The organism is Thioclava sp. NG1, assembly GCF_003122275.1.
Lineage (GTDB): Bacteria > Pseudomonadota > Alphaproteobacteria > Rhodobacterales > Rhodobacteraceae > Thioclava > Thioclava nitratireducens.
On the sequence record NZ_QFBB01000005.1, the window covers coordinates 148,917 to 166,225 of the forward strand.

General features: G+C 65.3%; 18 protein-coding genes. 9 read left to right on the forward strand and 9 right to left on the reverse strand.

The features are described from left to right. Positions 1–74 precede the first annotated feature (74 nt). The 3 genes from DEM26_RS11325 to DEM26_RS11335 form a co-directional block, all read right to left on the reverse strand. A complete protein-coding gene (locus DEM26_RS11325; RefSeq protein WP_075774582.1) occupies positions 75–1,085 on the reverse strand; it encodes a TRAP transporter substrate-binding protein in 1,011 nt (336 codons plus the stop codon). 220 nt (positions 1,086–1,305) lie between these two features. Then, a complete protein-coding gene (locus DEM26_RS11330; RefSeq protein WP_075774581.1) occupies positions 1,306–2,532 on the reverse strand; it encodes a sigma-54-dependent transcriptional regulator in 1,227 nt (408 codons plus the stop codon). Continuing rightward, positions 2,529–4,277, reverse strand: coding sequence for an ATP-binding protein (locus DEM26_RS11335; RefSeq protein WP_088721730.1), 1,749 nt, complete (start codon positions 4,275–4,277; stop codon positions 2,529–2,531). The genes DEM26_RS11330 and DEM26_RS11335 overlap by 4 nt, the downstream gene beginning before the upstream one ends. 121 nt (positions 4,278–4,398) lie before the next feature. Between DEM26_RS11335 and DEM26_RS11340 the strand changes: the two genes are divergently transcribed. After that, on the forward strand, positions 4,399–5,589 hold the full coding sequence (locus DEM26_RS11340) for a cytochrome P450 (protein WP_109172432.1): 1,191 nt from the start codon (positions 4,399–4,401) through the stop codon (positions 5,587–5,589). 4 nt (positions 5,590–5,593) lie between these two features. Here the strand turns inward: DEM26_RS11340 and DEM26_RS11345 are convergent, their stop codons facing one another. After that, entirely contained in the window at positions 5,594–6,055 is a 462-nt protein-coding gene (locus DEM26_RS11345; protein WP_075774578.1) for an Lrp/AsnC family transcriptional regulator, read from the reverse strand. A gap of 141 nt (positions 6,056–6,196) precedes the next feature. Between DEM26_RS11345 and cobA the strand changes: the two genes are divergently transcribed. The 7 genes from cobA (at position 6,197) to trhA (ending at position 12,019) form a co-directional block, all read left to right on the forward strand. Then, positions 6,197–6,949: a uroporphyrinogen-III C-methyltransferase gene (gene cobA / locus DEM26_RS11350; protein WP_109172433.1), complete on the forward strand. Its 753-nt coding sequence runs from the start codon at positions 6,197–6,199 to the stop codon at positions 6,947–6,949. Then, entirely contained in the window at positions 6,946–7,233 is a 288-nt protein-coding gene (locus DEM26_RS11355) for a DUF2849 domain-containing protein (protein WP_075774576.1), read from the forward strand. The genes cobA and DEM26_RS11355 overlap by 4 nt, the downstream gene beginning before the upstream one ends. 3 nt (positions 7,234–7,236) lie before the next feature. Then, complete coding sequence (locus DEM26_RS11360) at positions 7,237–8,904, forward strand: nitrite/sulfite reductase (protein ID WP_109172434.1); 1,668 nt, start codon at positions 7,237–7,239, stop codon at positions 8,902–8,904. Next, positions 8,891–9,661, forward strand: a complete 771-nt coding sequence (locus DEM26_RS11365) for a phosphoadenylyl-sulfate reductase (protein WP_075774740.1) — start codon at positions 8,891–8,893, stop codon at positions 9,659–9,661. Before DEM26_RS11360 ends, DEM26_RS11365 begins: the two co-directional genes overlap by 14 nt. Continuing rightward, positions 9,658–10,029, forward strand: coding sequence for a DUF934 domain-containing protein (locus DEM26_RS11370; protein ID WP_109172435.1), 372 nt, complete (start codon positions 9,658–9,660; stop codon positions 10,027–10,029). The genes DEM26_RS11365 and DEM26_RS11370 overlap by 4 nt, the downstream gene beginning before the upstream one ends. Positions 10,030–10,174: 145 nt before the next feature. Next, complete coding sequence (locus tag DEM26_RS11375) at positions 10,175–10,993, forward strand: ferredoxin--NADP reductase (protein ID WP_088719387.1); 819 nt, start codon at positions 10,175–10,177, stop codon at positions 10,991–10,993. Positions 10,994–11,377: 384 nt separating this feature from the next. Continuing rightward, entirely contained in the window at positions 11,378–12,019 is a 642-nt protein-coding gene (trhA, locus tag DEM26_RS11380) for a PAQR family membrane homeostasis protein TrhA (RefSeq protein ID WP_109172513.1), read from the forward strand. 7 nt (positions 12,020–12,026) lie between these two features. Here trhA and tgt read toward each other — a convergent pair whose 3' ends face one another. Both tgt and DEM26_RS11390 read right to left on the reverse strand, forming a co-directional pair. Continuing rightward, the gene (tgt, locus tag DEM26_RS11385) at positions 12,027–13,154 is read right to left on the reverse strand and encodes a tRNA guanosine(34) transglycosylase Tgt (protein ID WP_075774572.1); all 1,128 of its coding nucleotides are present in this window, start codon (positions 13,152–13,154) and stop codon (positions 12,027–12,029) included. Between the two features lie 82 nt (positions 13,155–13,236). After that, entirely contained in the window at positions 13,237–13,701 is a 465-nt protein-coding gene (locus tag DEM26_RS11390; RefSeq protein WP_158275117.1) for a sugar-transfer associated ATP-grasp domain-containing protein, read from the reverse strand. Positions 13,702–13,895: 194 nt separating this feature from the next. Between DEM26_RS11390 and DEM26_RS11395 the strand changes: the two genes are divergently transcribed. Continuing rightward, the gene (locus DEM26_RS11395) at positions 13,896–14,711 is read left to right on the forward strand and encodes an MBL fold metallo-hydrolase (RefSeq protein WP_088726768.1); all 816 of its coding nucleotides are present in this window, start codon (positions 13,896–13,898) and stop codon (positions 14,709–14,711) included. A 3-nt stretch (positions 14,712–14,714) separates the two neighbouring features. Here DEM26_RS11395 and DEM26_RS11400 read toward each other — a convergent pair whose 3' ends face one another. The 3 genes from DEM26_RS11400 to DEM26_RS11410 are packed head-to-tail and all read right to left on the reverse strand — an operon-like array spanning position 14,715 to position 17,183. Continuing rightward, positions 14,715–15,257, reverse strand: a complete 543-nt coding sequence (locus tag DEM26_RS11400; protein ID WP_233243083.1) for an N-acetyltransferase — start codon at positions 15,255–15,257, stop codon at positions 14,715–14,717. Next, positions 15,254–15,712: a DNA polymerase III subunit chi gene (locus tag DEM26_RS11405; RefSeq protein ID WP_088718844.1), complete on the reverse strand. Its 459-nt coding sequence runs from the start codon at positions 15,710–15,712 to the stop codon at positions 15,254–15,256. The genes DEM26_RS11400 and DEM26_RS11405 overlap by 4 nt, the downstream gene beginning before the upstream one ends. Position 15,713: 1 nt before the next feature. Continuing rightward, positions 15,714–17,183 carry a leucyl aminopeptidase gene (locus tag DEM26_RS11410; RefSeq protein ID WP_088721736.1) on the reverse strand — a complete coding sequence of 490 codons (1,470 nt, stop codon included), beginning with the start codon at positions 17,181–17,183 and terminating at the stop codon, positions 15,714–15,716. Positions 17,184–17,309: the final 126 nt, after the last annotated feature.

The window sequence follows — 17,309 nt, forward strand, 5'->3', positions numbered from 1 at the left end:
GCGCGGGTGATGTGGGGGCCGCGCGCGCCGTGAGTTCGGGCGACGGGTGGGGTCCGTCGCCCGTCCGTTCCGGATCAGTGCTTGGCGTTGATCGCCTGCGCTGCGTCGATGTTTTCCTGACCGACGTCATCCTTGAACTGGTCCCAGACCGGCTTCATCGCATCGACCCATTGCTGGCGCTGCTCGGGCGTCAGTTCGCGGATCGTCGCACCGGCATCGAGGATCGCCTGACGGTTCTCTTCGTTGACCTGGTTCACGGCGGCGTTGCGCTCCTGCGTGACCTCGTCGAGGATCGACTTGATCTGGTCACGCATCGCCGGATCGAGGCTGTCCCACCAGTCGACCGAGGTCACGACCATGTAGTCGAGCAGGCCGTGGTTGGTTTCGGTGATGCCGTCCTGCACTTCGTAGAACTTCTGGCCGTAGATGTTCGACCAGGTGTTTTCCTGCCCGTCGACCACGCCGGTCTGCAGCGCGCCATAGACTTCCGAGAAGGCCATCGGCTGCGGCGACGCCCCCAGCGCTTCCATCTGCGCGATCAGCACGTCGGAGGGCTGCACGCGGAACTTCAGACCCTTGGCGTCGCCCGGCACCAGCAGCGGCTTGTTGGCCGAGAACTGCTTGAGGCCGTTATGCCAGAAATCGAGGCCCAGCAGACCGCGACGCACCATCGCTTCTTTCATCGACTGGCCGACTTCGGAATTCTGGAATTCGTCCACGGCTTCCATGTTCTTGAACATGAAGGGCAGATCGAAGATGCGGTATTTCTTGGTGAAGGTCTCGAATTTCGACAGCGAGGGCGCAGCCATCTGCACGTCGCCCTGCAGCATCGCTTCCAGCACCTGATCATCGTTGTAGAGGGTGGAGTTCGGGTAGACTTCGACGCAGGCCTTGCCGTCCATCTCTTCGTTCACGCGCTTGGCGAACAGCGCCGCCGCGATCCCTTTCGGGTGCTTGTCGGTATTGGTGACGTGGCTGAACTTGATGACCATTTCGCCTTCGTCGCAGCCCGTCGGATCGGCCATTGCGACCGAGGCCGAAGCCATGAGGGCGAGCGCCGAAACGGCGGCGGTAAATTTCTTCATAATGTCCTCCCGGTATTCATGTCACGCCGGTCCTCCCCGGCATCGGGGCAAGCAGAAAGGCGCCGAGAGATCCGATCAACTGTTTCGTGAAGCTCTTGTGACAATGCCGAATAACCAATCTAAGTCAAAGCCTTACGAGAAAGCCCCGATCCCGCGCCGACGAGGGGTGTGCGAAATCCCGCACAGATACAGGCGGCTCCGTGCGAATCCTCGCCCGCCCCTAGTCGCGGTAATCGTCGGGCCGCAGCCCATGGCGTGCGAGCTTGTCGTAGAAGGTCTTGCGCGGCAGCTTCAGCGCGGCCGCCGCCTCGGTCGCGTTGCCGCCCGCGCGGGTCAGCGCCTCGGCCAGCAGCGACTTCTCGACCGCCGCCATCCGCTCGGACAGGCCCAGCTCCGCCGGCGGCTCGCCCGCCTCCAGCCCCATCGCGAAGCGCATCGCCTCCGACATAAGCGCGCGGGCATTGCCGGGCCAGTCGCGGGCCATCAGCTGTGCGGTCATCTCGGCCGGGATTTCGGGCGCGCGCAGGTTGGCCTGTTCGCAGGCGGTGGCGACATAGTGGCGAAACAGCGCGGGAATGTCCTCGGGGCGTTCCGAGAGCGAGGGGATACGCACCTTCAACGCCTCCAGCCGCCAGTAGAGATCGGGGTGGAAGCGCCCTGCCCGCGCCTCGCCTGGCAGGTCGCGATAGGTGCCCGCGATAAGGCGCGTGGCAGGCCGGGTCTCCAAGAGCTCGATCAGCGCGAATTGCGCCGGGCGCGGCAGGTCGGCCACCTCGTCTAGGTAAAGCGTGCCGCCCTCGGCCTGCGCGAAACCGGCCTCCAGCGCCTCCACGTCGAGGCCCGCCGCGGCGAGTTTAACGAAGGGACGGCGCGCATTGGTAGAGAGCAGATGGATCACCTCGGCGAGCTTGGAATTGCCCGCACCCGGCGCGCCGGTGATCAGCACCTCGGCGCCCGAGCGCGCCGCGCGACGGGCCGCTTCGCGCAGGCCCTCCGCCACCGGAGAGTCGCCAACCAGCATCCGTGCCGCGGCATCGCCACGCTTGCCGGCGGCCCGCGAGAACCGCGCTTCCATTACGCGCGCGCGCGTTTCCAGCGCCTTCTCGACAACGGCCAGCAAGTCTTTCCCTGCGCAAGGCTTTTCCAGAAAGTCGAACGCGCCCGCTGCCATCGCGCGCACTGCCATCGGCACATCGGCCTCGCCGGTCAGCAGGACGACGGGCAGCTCCGCATCGGCCTTCTGCACGAGGTCCAGCAGCGCGAACCCGTCCTTCCCGGGCATCCGGATATCGGTGACCACGATCCCCTCGAACTCGGTCGAGATATGGTCCTTCGCTTCGATATAGCTCCCTGCGAGCGTCGGCTTCAGCCCAGCCAGTTCCAGCGTCTGGCCTAGCGCCTCGCGCACCGCGCGGTCGTCATCGACAAAGAGAACCCGGCGCATCATGTCTCCACCTCGGTTGGTCTGGGTTGGCTCGCAGCTTCGCGCAGATCGATGGTGAAGCGCGCCCCGCCCCCCGGAACATTCTCGCCGCGCAGGTTGCCGCCGAACCCTTGCACAAGCCCGTAAGAGATCGAAAGGCCGAGGCCAAGCCCCTCTGCCGATCCGGCTTCCTTGGTCGAGTAGAACGGATCGAAGATACGCTCGGGGTCGCGGATGCCCGGTCCGGTGTCGCGCAGGCTGAGGCGGATCATGCCATCCGTGCGCGCCATGCGGATCGTCAGGCGGCGCTCGGGCTGGCCCTCCATCGCCTCGATCGCGTTCGAGATCAGGTTGATGACGACCTGGCTGAGCCGCACCTCGCCACCCATGACGATCGCGGGGAAATCAGGACGCTGCCAGTCGACGGTGACGCCCGCGCGCTTCAGCCGTTCGTCGAGCATCTCGAGCGCGCTTTCCACCACCGCCGCGAGACCGACGCGGGTCGCGGGCTCGCTCTCCTGCCGCGCAAAGGCGCGCAGGTTGCGGATGATGCGCGCCATACGGTGCGCCATCGCGCCGATCTTACCCAGCGTTTCGCCCGCCTCTTCTGTCCGACCGCGATCGAGCAGCAATTCGGCATTCTCTGCATAAGACGAGATCGCCATCAGCGGCTGGTTCAGTTCGTGACTGATCCCCGCCGACATCTGCCCCAGCGCCGAAAGCTTGCCCGCCTGCACCAACTCGGCCTGCGTGCGGCGCAATTCCTCGTTCGCGGTCGACAGCTCCGCCGTGCGCTCCGCCACGCGAACCTCAAGCGCGGCATTTGCCTCTGCCAACGCGCGCCTGCGCTCCCAGAGTGCGAAGATCACCGCGCCCACCGCCAGAAACCCGGCCGCCGTCGAGAGCGCGGCAAGCCGCGCCGCGCGCAGCACCGGATCGGCGGCGGCGAGCGCGTGACCCTCCATCTGGATCACCGGCAATTCGCGCGACACATCCAGCGCGGGACCGGCGAGCGAGCCATCCCCCGACACCAGACGATGGCCCGCCAGATTGCGTTCGCGCAAGTGAAGCACCCCGGCGAGCGAGCCCGCCGGATAGGTCGCGGGATCGGGACGTGCGCCCGGTTCGGACAGTAGCACCAGATCGGTCCGATTGGTCAGGAAGCTCACCCCGTCGGCATCGGTAAACCAGACGGGCACCGGGTTGCCGCGCCCCTCGGCCTCGACATCCTCGGCATTCAGCCGCAGCAGCACGATCCCCGAGACGCGGCCGCCAGAGGCGAAGACAGGTGCGGCGAAGACGAACAGCCGGTCGCCGGTATCGGGATCGACGAAATGTTCTGACCCAGTCGCGCCTTGCGCGGCGCGGGCCAGCGCCCGGTTCATCGTGACCCGATCGGGACTGTCCGCAGGGCCCGCGAGCACCGTGCCTCCCGGCGCGATCAGCCAGATGTCGCGCGCGCCCGCGTGATCGGCCAAGCGCTGCAAGGTCAGGCTCACCGCGTCATCGCGCCACGTGCCGACCGCCTTGCCCCCTTCGGCAAAACGCCCCGCCAGCGCGACCACGTCGGGATGATCGGCGGCCAGAACGGCCACTTCGCGAAACTGCAGAAGGGCCGCCACCAGACGATCCGAGGCCAGCCGCAGGTCGGACTGCCCCTGCGCCTCGATCCGCGCCAGACCCTCGCGCGCCGATACCCGCCACACCCCGATCGAGGCGGCGAGCGTCAGCGCGATCCAGATGAGCAATATAGCGACACGGCCCAGCATCAGCACTCTCCCGCCCTTTCCTTGCGACCAACCGCGCGGCAATGCAAGGCGGCGTGTTCGCTTGGTCTTGCATCGCGCGGCGCCTTCTGCCCAATCTGGCCTCCGACCAAACGGAGCGCCGATGCAGACCCTTTCCCAATCCCCGCTCGACCCAGATTTCGTGCAGAACCCTTACCCGTTCTATGACCGCGTGCGTCAAGGCGCGCCTCTCGTTCAATGGCCCGAATACGGGTTTCACGTGACTGCGCGCGCCGCGATCGTCGGCGCGGCGCTGCGGGACCGGCGGTTGGGGCGCGAAGCCCCGCCAGAACACGCGGTGGAGGTTCCGAAGCATCTCGAGCCCTTCTATGCGATCGAACGTCATTCGATGCTGGAGTTGGAGGCGCCGACCCACACCCGCCTGCGCAAGCTGGTGACGAAGGCCTTCACTCCGCGCCGGATCGCAGGCATGGAGGACGAGATCGCGACACTCTGCCACCGGCTGGTCGACGAACTGCCCGAGGGCGGCTGCGACCTGCTGGAGCATTTCGCGAAGCCCCTTCCGGTGATCGTGATTGCGCGGCTTCTGGGCGTGCCGGAGAAGGATGCCGACAAGCTTCTCGCGTGGTCGAACGCGATGGTGCAGATGTATCAGGCCCGCCGCGACATCAGCCTCGAAGAAGACGCGGCGCGGGCCTCAACGGAATTCGCGGAGTATCTCGGGGATCTGATCGAGACCCGCCGCAAAACGCCCGGCGACGATCTGATCTCGGAACTGATCGCGGTCGAGGAGGAAGGCGTTCACCTGAGCCGCGACGAGCTGATTTCCACCGTGATCCTGCTCCTGAACGCGGGTCACGAGGCGACCGTCCACCAGATCGGCAACAGCGTGAAGACCCTCGTCGAGCAGACCGTCGCGCCGCATTGGCTGGAGCCAGAGAGGATCGACGGCACGGTAGAGGAACTTCTGCGCTTCGATCCGCCGCTGCACTTGTTCACGCGATGGCTCTACGAGGACATGGAGTTTCAGGGGCAAATGCTGCGGAAAGGCGAACGGATCGGGCTGCTACTCGCCGGTGCGAACCGCGACCCGTCGGCTTGGGACGATCCGAGCGCCTTCGACCCGTCCCGCCCGGTGCGCATCAATTTCAGTTTCGGCGCGGGGGCGCATTTCTGCATCGGCGCGCCGCTGGCCCGGCTGGAGTTGAAACTCGCCCTGCCGATTCTGATGGAGCGGCTACAGGGGCTCGATCTGCCGCGCCGCCCCTATTACGCCGATCTCTACCATTTCCACGGGCTGGAGAAGCTGGAGACCACCTACACCAAGCGCTGATCGCTCACAGCGGCAGTGCGGTGGTGGATTTCAGCTCTTCCATCGACAGAAGCGCCGTGACGTTGTGAATTTTCACTTCCGAGATCAGCGCCTGATAGAAGCGGTCATAGGCGCGCGCATTCTCGACCCGCACTTTCAGGATGTAGTCGATATCGCCGGCAAGGCGGTGCGCTTCCATCACCTCGGGGCGCGCGCGCAGGGTGGCGAGGAACTTGTCCTGCCATTCGGCCTCGTGCTCGGACGTTCGGATCAGCACGAAGAAACAGGCATCGAACCCAAGCGCCTCGGGATCGAGGATCGCGGTCTGCTTTCCGATCACCCCCGCCGTGCGCAATTTGCGAATCCGGTTCCAGACCGGGGTCTTGGAAGAGCCTGTTTTCCGCGCGATTTCGTCGAGCGACTGGCTCGCATCGTCCTGTAGCTCCGCGAGGATTTTCCGATCCAGCTCGTCGATCTGCACCGCCATTCCGATTTCCCTCCGATAGAAAGAAGATTGTTACTCCCATCAAATCCTTAAGGAACAAATGTCCTTATTGGCAAGGGCATATAGCCAAAAACGAGAACATTTTCCTATATTAACGCTCAAGACGCAGACGAGGAGCGTGACATGGAAACTCTCGAAACTCAGACCCAGGTGACCCTTGCCGGCGCAGGTCCGGGCGACCCGGACCTGCTGACCATGGCGGTGCTGCGCGAGATGACGTGCGCCGATGTCATCCTGCACGACACGCTGGTGAGCGCCGAGGTGCTCGCACTTGCAGGTCCGCAGGCGAAGTTGATCGAGACCGGCAAGACCGGTTTCGGCCCCTCGATGAAGCAAAGCGACATCTCGGACCTGATCGTCCGCCTCGCGCGCGAGGGGCAGCGGGTGCTCCGCCTGAAATCCGGCGATCCGGGTGTGTTCGGGCGGCTGGGCGAAGAGCTGGACGCGCTAGACGCGGCCGGAATCGCCTATCGCGTGCTGCCGGGCATCACCGCCGCTTCCGCCGCCGCCGCATCGCTCGGCCAGAGCCTGACCGAACGCGGCCGCAATCGCGAGCTGCGCCTGCTCACCGGCCATGACGCCGACGGGCTCGCCGAACAGGATTGGACGGCGCTCGCTCGTCCCGGCGCGGTCGCGGCGATCTACATGGGCAAGCGCGCGGCCCGCTACGTGCAAGGGCGCCTGATGATGCATGGCGCCTCCCCCGCGACCCCGGCCTGCGTGGTCGAGAACGCTTCGCGCGCCGATCAGGTGATCCGCCCCGCGACGCTCGCCACCCTGCCCACCGTTACCGCCGAGGCCAAGGGCCCCGCCGTGATCCTGCTGGGCCTCGCCCCGCGCGACGCCCGCATCGCCCTGAAGGAGGTCGCGCTATGAGCAAGAAATTCATCCCCGGCGTGATCAGCGCCAACGATCTGCGCGAAGGCCATGTCGTCTACATGAACGACGCGGGCCAATGGGTTCTGCGCCTGAGCGACGCCGCTTTCCTCGACGATCCGGTGATTGCCGAGATGTGGCTCGATCTGGCCAATGCGCAGCCCGACAAAGTCGTCGGCGCCTATCTCGCGCCCGCCACGCTTGGCCCGAATGGCCCCGAGCCCGCGCATTTCCGCGAGGCCTTCCGCGCCTCCGGCCCTTCCATTGAGCTACCCGGGAGCTGATCCATGTTCCAACCCAGCGATTTCGACCGCGCCGCCGTCCGCGCGCGCGCCGAGCAGTTTCGCCATCAGGTCGCGCGCCGCCTCGACGGCAGCCTGACCGAAGACGAGTTCAAGCCGCTGCGCCTGATGAACGGGCTCTATCTGCAGCTGCACGCCTACATGCTGCGGGTGGCGATCCCCTATGGCACGATCAACGCGCGGCAAATGCGCCAGCTCGCCAAGATCGCAGATGTCTGGGATCGCGGCTATGGGCATTTCACGACGCGCCAGAACATCCAGTTCAACTGGCCGAAGCTGGTCGATGTGCCGGACATGATCGACGCGCTGGCCGATGTCGGCATGCACGCGATCCAGACCTCGGGCAACGCGATCCGCAACACGACGACGGACGCCTTCGCGGGCGCCGCCGCCGACGAGATCGCCGATCCGCGCCCCTATGCGGAGTTGATCCGTCAATGGTCCACCGACCATCCGGAATTCCAGTTCCTGCCGCGCAAGTTCAAGATCGCGATCAATGGCGCGCGCGCCGACCGCGCCGCGATCCGCGGCCACGATGTCGGCCTGCAACTGGTCGAGCGCGATGGCGAGATCGGCTTTCAGGTCTTCGTGGGCGGCGGTCTTGGCCGCACCCCGATGATCGCGAAGGAACTGCGCAGCTTCCTGCCAGTGGCCGATCTGCTGCCCTATCTGGAGTCGATCGTAGCGGCCTGGAACCTCGCAGGCCGGCGCGACAACAAATACAAGGCACGCATCAAGATCACCGTGCACGAGCTTGGAATCGAGACGTTTTCCGAGATGGTCGAGGCCGAATTCCCGGCCCGCCGCGCGGCCTTCAAAGGTGCTGATCAGGCGATCCTCGCAGATCTCAAGGCGCAATTCGCGCCGCCCGTTTTGCCTGCGCGGGCGAGCGAGAGCTTCGAAGCCGCGCTCAATGTCGACGCGCTGCTGCGCGACTGGGCCGCGCGCTCGGTCTCGCCCCATCACAACCCCGATTACGCGGTGGTCACGGTCAGCCTGAAGGATCACGGCGCGCCTCCGGGCGATGCCACCTCGGACCAGATGCGCCTGTTGGCGGAGCTTGCCGAACGCTACGGCCAGTCGGAGCTGCGCATCAGCCACGAGCAGAACGTGATCCTGCCGCATATCGCGAAGGCCGATCTGCCCGCGCTGTTCGAGGCCCTGCGCAAGGGCGGCCTCGCTACTGCGAATATCGGCCTGACCTCGGATATCATCGCCTGCCCCGGCATGGATTACTGCGCGCTGGCCACGGCCCGCTCGATCCCGCTGGCACAGCAGATCGCGACCCATTTCCGCGACCTCGGGCTGGAGCAGGAGATCGGTGCGCTCAAGATCAAGATTTCGGGCTGCATCAACGCCTGCGGCCACCACCATCTGGGCCATATCGGCATCCTCGGTCTCGACCGTGCGGGCGTGGAGAACTACCAGATCACGCTTGGCGGCGACGCGACCGAGACGATGGCGCTTGGCGAGCGCGCTGGCCCCGGCTTTGCCTATACGGAGGTGATCCCCGCGCTGGAGCGTCTGCTGCGTGCCTATCTCGAACTGCGCGAAAACGCGACCGAGAGCTTCCTCGAAACGCTGCGTCGCCTTGGCCCGGACCCGTTCAAAGAGGCGCTCTATGCAGAGGCTCAACGCCATGCCGCTCAATGATCGCCCGGATATCGCAACGCGCGTCGCCGGGCTGAACGAACGCTACCGCCACCACGCCGCGACCGCGGTGATGGAGCGGGCGTTGCGGGACGCTGACGTGGGCGAAGTCGCGCTGGTCTCCTCCTTCGGGGCGGAATCGGTGGTGCTCTTGCATATGGTCTCGGTGATCGCGCCCGGCACGCCGGTGCTGTTCATCGACACGCAGATGCTGTTTCCTGAGACGCTCGCCTATCAGCGCGACGTCGCGCACAAGCTGGGCCTGACGAATGTGCAGGTGATCCAGGCCGATCGGGCCGCGATCGCCCGCGACGATCCGGATGGCACTTTGCACCAGTACAGCACCGATGCCTGCTGCACACTGCGCAAGACGGTGCCGCTGGAAAACGCGCTCTCGGGCTATGACGCCTGGATCACCGGGCGCAAACGCTTTCAGGGCGGCCAGCGCGCGGCGCTCGACTTCTTTGAGGTCGAGACCGAGGCGCGGATGAAGATCAACCCGCTCGCCCATTGGGACAAGCAGGATGTGCAGGATTACATGGTCGAGAACCGCCTGCCGCGCCACCCGCTCGTGGCGCAAGGCTATCCCTCGATCGGCTGCGCGCCCTGCACCTCGCCTGTGAAACCGGGCGAGGACGAACGCGCGGGCCGCTGGCGCGGCGCCGCCAAGACCGAATGCGGCATCCACTTCATCGGCGGCAAGGCCGTACGTGTGAACAGTGAGGGCCAAGTGATTGAGAACAAGGAGAATGTGGCATGAGCGTGATCGTTCGCGACGACGGCTTCCACGAGGATGACTTCACCGGGGCGAGCCTCGATATCGCGCCGGAGATCGATGCGGGATACCTACCCGCGCTGATCGACGGCGCCGAGATGATCCGCGTCCTGTTCCCGACCTTCTCGGACGGGCGTGGCTTCTCGCTGGCGCGCCGCATCCGTGCGCTCGGCTATTCCGGCCGGCTGCGCGCGGCGGGCCCGCTGATCGCGGATCAATACGCGATGGCGCGGCGCGTCGGCTTTGACGAGGTCGAAATCCCACCGGAGCTGGCCGAGCGCCAACCGCAGGCGCAATGGCTCTTCCGCGCCGACTGGGCCGCGCATGACTACCGCGCGCGGCTTGCCGGCTGAGGCTTTCGCCTGCAGCCGATATCCGATAAACCCCACCCGTGACCGGCAATTGAGCCAGATCAAGGGCCAGCGCTGACGCAAGCTGTATCCGATCTGCATATTTGCCAGACCGAGGCGCCTGCCCCGGCCCGAGAGAGATATGACAATGAACGAGAGCGCCGTGACCGAGATCCCCAAGGTGAAAACCCTGCCCGACGCGCAGACCGTGACCGAAGTGACCCACTGGACGGACCGGCTGTTTTCCTTCCGCGTGACGCGGCCGCAATCCCTGCGCTTCCGCTCGGGTGAATTCGTGATGATCGGACTGATGGGCGACAATGGCAAACCGCTGCTGCGCGCCTATTCCATCGCCTCGCCGAACTGGGACGAGGAGCTGGAATTCTACTCGATCAAGGTGCCCGACGGCCCGCTGACCTCGAAGCTGCAGCATATCAATGTGGGCGACCAGATCATCCTGCGTCCGAAGCCCGTGGGCACGCTGGTCCATGACGCGCTGCTGCCCGGCAAGCGCGTGTGGTTCCTCGCCACCGGCACCGGCATCGCGCCCTTCGCCTCGCTGATGCGCGACCCCGAGACCTACGACAAGTTCGACGAGGTCATCATGATGCATACCTGCCGGACCGTCGCCGAACTGGAATATGGCCGGCAGCTGGTCGAGAACCTGATCAACGATCCGCTGATCGGCGAGATGGTCGAGGGCAAGCTGAAATATTACCCGACCACGACCCGCGAGGAATCCCCCCATATGGGCCGGATCACCGACAATCTCGAGAACGGCAAGGTGTTCAAGGATCTCGGCCTCGAGCCGATGAACCCCGAGACCGACCGCGCGATGGTCTGCGGCTCGCTCGCCTTCAACAAGGACGTGATGGCGGTGCTCGAAGGGTTCGGCCTGCGCGAAGGCGCGAATTCCGAGCCCCGCGAATATGTGGTCGAGAAGGCCTTCGTCGGCGACGGCATCTGAGCATATCTGGGGGCGCTGCCCTCGCCGGCGCCGGACCGCGGCAAACGTCAGAGAATGAGGGGGCTCTGCCCCCTCGGGCTTCGCCCTCACCCCCGGGATATTTGAACAAGCCCGATGGGAACACCCGACGCGCGGCCGAACCGGTCGCGCCGGATGCCGTCGGTCTTGACGGTCATCGGCGTCCCCGCCTGTACCGTGCTTCGTTTATCGCCGCGAATTAGTTGAATTCTCGTTAATGCCTTCGGGTTTGCGCATATATCCTCTTGGGGGGGGCGCCAGCGCGCGGGCGCAGAGCCCCTTCGTGACCCAGCGTTTTTTCCGTCACGGCTTGGGAGATCGCCTCATCGTTGCTATCTTGAAAGGATGACCGAGGGGATCACCACGATGACGCGCCACCAATTGAGCCACAGCTTTCGCGAACATGTCGCCGATGGCGTCGTCCATGTGCTGGGCGTCGTTTTCGCCGTGGCAGGCGTCAGCGCGCTGATCGTCTGGGCCTCGCTCGCAGCACCTGCGGGGCGCGTCTGGCCGCTTGCGGTCTATTCGGTGGGGCTGATCGCCTCTTTCTCGCTCTCGGCCGCCTATAACCTGACGCTGCATGCACCGACGCGTGCGGTGTTGCGGCGCTTCGACCACGCGGCGATTTATCTACTGATTGCAGGCACATACACGCCGATGGCGCTGATCGGCCTCGGCGGGGTCGCGGGCTGGGCGCTGACCGCGACGGTCTGGACGCTCGCGACCTTCGGCATCGTGATGAAGCTCGGCTTCTTCCACCGCGCGGAGCGCACGGGGTTCTGGCTCTATCTGGCGATGGGCTGGCTCGGGATGATCGCGATGTGGCCGTTGATCGTGGCCCTGCCCTTGCCCGCGCTGATCCTGCTGGTCGTGGGCGGGCTGACCTATACGGTCGGCGTGATCTTCTACCAGACCGAACGCATCCCCTTCTCGCGCGCGATCTGGCACGGCCATGTGCTGGCCGCAGCCGCGACGCATTACGCCGCGGTGATCGTGATCTCGCACTGAGCGGGGTTCAGAGCGGCTCGATATCGCCCATCGCGCGGGTCTCGTGGAATTCCGAGACGAAGCGCGCCAGCGCCCCCTCGTCGATCGCCGCGCGCAGGCCCGCCATCAGTTCCTGATAGTAATGCAGGTTGTGCCAGGTGAGCAGCATCCCCGAGATCATCTCGCCGGAGCGGAAGACGTGGTGCAGATAGGCGCGCGAATAGTTCGAACAGGCGGGGCATGTGCAAGCCTCGTCCAAGGGGCGCGGGTCGTCGGCATGGCGGGCGTTCTTGATGTTCACCTGACCGCGGCGGGTCCAGGCCTGACCCGTGCGCCCCGAGCGCGACGGCAGCACGCAATCCATCATGTCGATGCCGCGCTCGACCGCGCCCACGATATCATCGGGTTTGCCGACGCCCATCAGGTAGCGGGGTTTGTCTTGCGGCAGCATGCCGGGCGCATAGTCGAGCACGCCGAACATCGCCTCCTGCCCCTCGCCCACGGCGAGGCCGCCGACCGCGTAGCCCTCGAAGCCGATCTCCTTGAGTTTCTCGGCACTTTCCTCTCGAAGCTCACGCGTCACGCCGCCCTGCTGGATGCCGAACAGCGCATGGCCCGGACGGTCGCCGAAGGCGTCACGTGAGCGCTGCGCCCACCGCATCGAGAGGCGCATGGATTTGGCCACTTCTTCCTCGGTCGCAGGCAGCGCGGGACACTCGTCGAAGCACATCACGATGTCCGAGCCCAAGAGCTTCTGAATCTCCATCGAGCGTTCGGGAGAGAGCATATGTTTCGAGCCATCGACATGGGAGGCAAAGGTCACGCCTTCCTCGGTCAGCTTGCGCAAGCTCGCGAGGCTCATCACTTGGAACCCGCCGGAGTCGGTCAGTATCGGCTTGTCCCAGTTCATGAACTTATGCAGCCCGCCCAGACGCGCCACGCGCTCTGCACCAGGGCGCAGCATCAGATGGTAGGTGTTGCCCAGCAGGATATCTGCGCCGGTCGCGGCCACGCTTTCGGGCATCATCGCCTTCACGGTGGCGGCGGTACCCACGGGCATGAAAGCCGGCGTACGGATCTCGCCGCGCGGAGTCGAAATCGTCCCGGTGCGCGCCGCGCCGTCGGTGGCCTTGAGGGTGAAGCTGAACTTGGTCATCTGGGGCTCTCCTTCGGCCCCGGCTGATAGACCCAAAGCGGCGCAAAGGGAAGGCCGCGCGCGGCAGCAGAGCGAAGAGCGATCAGAAGGGCAGCAGGCTCTTTTTCGGGCGGAACTTCACACCGCAGCTTTCGAAAAAGGCGCGCACCTCCGGAGTGAGCATGCCGCGACCATTGGAATATTGCGGAAGATCGAACCCGCCGCCTGCGTTGATCTCTACCACAACGGGGCCATCCGCAGTGATGGCGATATCGGTGGATTGATACCGGACGGGGGCGAAGCTGCGCGCGGCCCGCTCGTTGATTTCGAGGAGTTCTTTCCAGAAAGGCAATTCCATCCCCATCAGGCCAGGCCGGTCGTCGTAAAGCCCGAAGCGCACATATTCGACGAGGTTGATCCGCGTCTCCGACCTCGCAAGTTGGCGATAGTCGCGCAGCACCTGCAACACCGAACGGCCCGACTTCTTGGCCGCGTAAACCAGAAGATTCTGGAAGGAACTGTCGCGCGCGCTCTGATAAGCGGTTTGGTCGAGTGTGGCGAGGGACATGGCGGCTCCAAGTGAAACAATCATCGATCTTTCGTTGAATTTGACCCTATGAAGAAACGCTGCAAAACTTGGGTAAAGCGACGATCTTTTCGCGGTCAGCCCTTTGAAATCGTCGGGGGGCGCACGGCATCTTACGTAGGGGCATAGACCGGAATCAGCTTTTCGCTTTACGCTAAGGCAAAAGGAGGCTCGCCATGTTCCGCGCCCTACTTCTCGCCCTCTTCACCACGCTTGCGCCGGTCGTCGCGGCCGCGCAGAACCAGCGGATCAGCCACTGCATCGCGATCGCCGATGCAGCGCCCGGGATCGAATATCTGCACAAGGCCAGTTGGTCCGACCCGGTGCCGGAGCAATCGGTGCGGCTGCATTACATCGACCATTCGATGGTCCTTTTGCAGACGGAGGGCGGGCTGTCGGTCATTACCGATTTCAACGGCTGGACCGGCGGGGCGCGGTTTGCCCCCGATTACGTCACGATGAACCATGCTCATTCGAGCCATATGACCGATATGATCCCGGACGGGACGGTGGCGCTGAAGGGCTGGTCGGATCAGTTCGGCATCGCTGCCGAGCATCATCTCGATCTGGGCGAGATGCTGATCCGCAATGTGCCCACTGATATCCGCAGCTGGGGCGGGGTCGAGGAGAACGGCAACTCGATCTTCGTTTTCGAGGTGGCGGGGCTGTGTATCGGCCATCTGGGCCACCTGCATCACGAGCCCGATCCCGCGCAATATGCGGCGCTCGGGCGGCTCGACGTCGTGATGGCAGCGGTGGACGGCTCCTACACGGTCGATCAGCCGACGATGATCCGCATCCTGAACCGGTTGCGCTCACGCATCGTGATCCCGGTCCATTGGTTCGGCGAGCCGACCCTGCAGAGCTTTCTCGACGGGATGAAGGGTGTCTTCGCGGTGGAGCGGCCCGGCGTGAGCGAGGTGATCGTCTCGCTCAGAACCTTGCCGCGCGAGCCGACCGTGATGGTGCTGGAGCCCGACCGGCTGCGGTAGCGCTCACCAGATCTCAGGTCTCTGGAAGGCTGCCACGCAATGCGGCCTCCCCGCGAAGGTGCCGAGCGGCGTCGGCGTCAGGGATTGGCCGAGCCAGCCCTGCGGGATCGTCAGCGGATAGGGCGCAGCAATGGCGGCCTCGACAATCGGAGCAAATCCCACCCGTCCGTAATAGGCCGGATCGCCATAGGTCAGCACGGCCTCGAACCCGCCGCTGAAAGCTCCGCGAGGGCATGACGGATCAGACTCTGCCCGACGCCCTTGCGTTGCTGCGTCGGGGCGACTGCCATCGGCGAAAGCAGAAAGACGCGGCGTGGATACATAGCGCAGGCGGGTGAAGCAGACTGCGCCGATGAGGGTCTCTCCGTCGCGCGCGACGAAACAGTACAGATCGCCGGGGTCGGTTCGGGCGAGGATGTCGCGCACGAGCGACCCGATCAGCGTACCTTCGTCGGGGCCTTCACAGGCTGCGAAGCTATCCGCGAAGAGACCGGCGAAGCGCTCCGCATCTCCGGCATATCCTGCGCTGATCTCCACCCGGCTCAACTCTCCGCCTTCTTCTCCCAGCGGCCGCCCTCTTCCGACCAGTAGATCGCTTTCGCGCCCGCGCCGGTGAGTGTCTTCCACTGGCCGCGCGCATGTTGCACCGCCTGCGGGTCATTGCCGTCGAACAGGATCCAGACGCGTTTATGGGCGTCGGTCTCCTCCGCCGCGACCTCGGCACCGTCCACGGCCATCATCGCCTCGCGCCCGTCGCCTGCGGGCGTGGTGCCCAGCAAGATCGGCTGCAAAGCGTCATGTGGCCCGCCTGCGAGCCCGTGCGGCAGAAAGCTCGCCTCGCTTCCCATCAGCCAGAGCCTCTGGTCGAGCCAGTCAAGGCGCGCGGAATCGGTACCGCGCAACTCCACCTTCCAACCCTGCTCCACCGCCCGGGAGGCGAGGTTCAGCACCACCTCCTCGAGACTGGAGCGGGTCAGATGGTAGAAATTGACCTGCCCCATCTCAGGCTTCGAACTTGTCGCGGATAAGCCGGTCGAGCATGCGCACGCCCCAGCCGGTCGGCCCTTTCGGGGCCAGCGTGGTCTCGTTCGGCGGAAGCGCGACGCCCGCGATGTCGATATGGCACCACGGCACCTCGTCCTTGACGAAGCGCTTCAGGAAAGCGGCCGCGGTGATCGCGCCGCCCCAGCGGTTTCCGACATTGCGCATATCCGCGAGCCGCGATTTCAGCGCCTTGTCATAGGCGGGCTGCAGCGGCATGTGCCACGCGCCCTCGCCCTCGGTCTTCGCCGCTTTAAGAATGTCGGCTACAAACTTGTCATCATTGGCGAAAAGGCCCGCATTCTCGTGACCGAGCGCGACGATCACCGCGCCGGTCAGCGTGGCGAGATTGACCATCGCCTTGGGCTTGAACCGGTCCTGCGCATACCAGAGGACATCGGCCAGAACGAGGCGGCCTTCGGCATCGGTGTTGATGACTTCGATCGTGTCGCCCTTCATCGAGGTCACGATATCGCCGGGGCGTTGCGCGCGCCCGTCGGGCATGTTTTCGACGAGACCCACGAGGCCCACGACATTCGCCTTGGCCTTGCGCAGCGCCAGCGTACGCATCACGCCCGAGACGACGCCTGCGCCGCCCATATCCATCGTCATCTCTTCCATGCCCGCGCCGGGCTTGAGCGAGATGCCGCCCGCATCGAAGACGACGCCCTTGCCGACGAGCGCGAAGGGCGCCTCACCTTCCTCGCCGCCCTTCCACTGCATGACGACGAGTTTGGAGGGCATTTCCGAGCCCATGCCGACACCCAGAAGCGCGCCCATGCCGAGCTTCTTCATGTCCTCTTCCTCGAGGATTTCGACATCGAGGCCCAGCTCCTGCATAGCGGCGAGGCGGGCGGCGAAGTCGTCGGTGGTGAGGATGTTTGCGGGCTCGTTTACCAGATCGCGGGTGAAGAACACCCCCTCGGCGAGTGCTGCATGCGGGGCGGCGGCAGCGGCGACTTCTTCGGGCTTGTCGACCATGATCGTCACCGGGCCGAAATCCTTCTTGCCCTCGCCGGTGTGATAGTCGAAGCGATAGGCGCGCAGCGCTAGCCCCAGCGACAGATCAGCCGCGCGCGGATGGCCTTGCGCCACCACGAGAACCCCGGCTTCGCCGAGCTTGGCCCCGATCGCAGCCCCCGCCTTGCGGGCCTCGTCGGCACTGGATTTCCGGTCGAGCCGCACCAGCTGCACCGCTTCGGCGGCGATCGCGGCGGGCCAGCTCAGATCCATCGCCTCGCCCGCACCCAAACCCGCGAAGGCTTCCGAATCCACCGCGCGCTTGATCGCGCCCTTCATCGCGCGGTCCAGCTTGCGCCCGGCCTGGCCCAGCTTGCCGTCCCCGCCCACGATCAGAGCGATCCGCCCGCTTTGGGTGGCAAAGCCCTCCGGATCGGTTTCCTTGAAGGCGATGGCGACGGGTTGGGTCATGTGGGGCTCTCCGCAGATGGGACCGTCGCGCGGATCGGCGGCGCGCGGTCGCGATTGGCATCATTTCGCGCGAGAGCCTAGCCCTGCCTCCGGAAAATGAAAAGCACCCCCGCTGCGCCCTTCCCT

Bases quoted from the DNA above. Each gene is read 5' to 3' on its own strand.
- DEM26_RS11325 (WP_075774582.1), bottom strand. From the start codon at position 1,085: ATGAAGAAATTTACCGCCGCCGTTTCGGCGCTCGCCCTCATGGCTTCG.
- DEM26_RS11330 (WP_075774581.1), bottom strand. From the start codon at position 2,532: ATGATGCGCCGGGTTCTCTTTGTCGATGACGACCGCGCGGTGCGCGAG.
- DEM26_RS11335 (WP_088721730.1), bottom strand. From the start codon at position 4,277: ATGCTGGGCCGTGTCGCTATATTGCTCATCTGGATCGCGCTGACGCTC.
- DEM26_RS11340 (WP_109172432.1), top strand. From the start codon at position 4,399: ATGCAGACCCTTTCCCAATCCCCGCTCGACCCAGATTTCGTGCAGAAC.
- DEM26_RS11345 (WP_075774578.1), bottom strand. From the start codon at position 6,055: ATGGCGGTGCAGATCGACGAGCTGGATCGGAAAATCCTCGCGGAGCTA.
- cobA (WP_109172433.1), top strand. From the start codon at position 6,197: ATGGAAACTCTCGAAACTCAGACCCAGGTGACCCTTGCCGGCGCAGGT.
- DEM26_RS11355 (WP_075774576.1), top strand. From the start codon at position 6,946: ATGAGCAAGAAATTCATCCCCGGCGTGATCAGCGCCAACGATCTGCGC.
- DEM26_RS11360 (WP_109172434.1), top strand. From the start codon at position 7,237: ATGTTCCAACCCAGCGATTTCGACCGCGCCGCCGTCCGCGCGCGCGCC.
- DEM26_RS11365 (WP_075774740.1), top strand. From the start codon at position 8,891: ATGCCGCTCAATGATCGCCCGGATATCGCAACGCGCGTCGCCGGGCTG.
- DEM26_RS11370 (WP_109172435.1), top strand. From the start codon at position 9,658: ATGAGCGTGATCGTTCGCGACGACGGCTTCCACGAGGATGACTTCACC.
- DEM26_RS11375 (WP_088719387.1), top strand. From the start codon at position 10,175: ATGAACGAGAGCGCCGTGACCGAGATCCCCAAGGTGAAAACCCTGCCC.
- trhA (WP_109172513.1), top strand. From the start codon at position 11,378: ATGACGCGCCACCAATTGAGCCACAGCTTTCGCGAACATGTCGCCGAT.
- tgt (WP_075774572.1), bottom strand. From the start codon at position 13,154: ATGACCAAGTTCAGCTTCACCCTCAAGGCCACCGACGGCGCGGCGCGC.
- DEM26_RS11390 (WP_158275117.1), bottom strand. From the start codon at position 13,701: ATGTCCCTCGCCACACTCGACCAAACCGCTTATCAGAGCGCGCGCGAC.
- DEM26_RS11395 (WP_088726768.1), top strand. From the start codon at position 13,896: ATGTTCCGCGCCCTACTTCTCGCCCTCTTCACCACGCTTGCGCCGGTC.
- DEM26_RS11405 (WP_088718844.1), bottom strand. From the start codon at position 15,712: ATGGGGCAGGTCAATTTCTACCATCTGACCCGCTCCAGTCTCGAGGAG.
- DEM26_RS11410 (WP_088721736.1), bottom strand. From the start codon at position 17,183: ATGACCCAACCCGTCGCCATCGCCTTCAAGGAAACCGATCCGGAGGGC.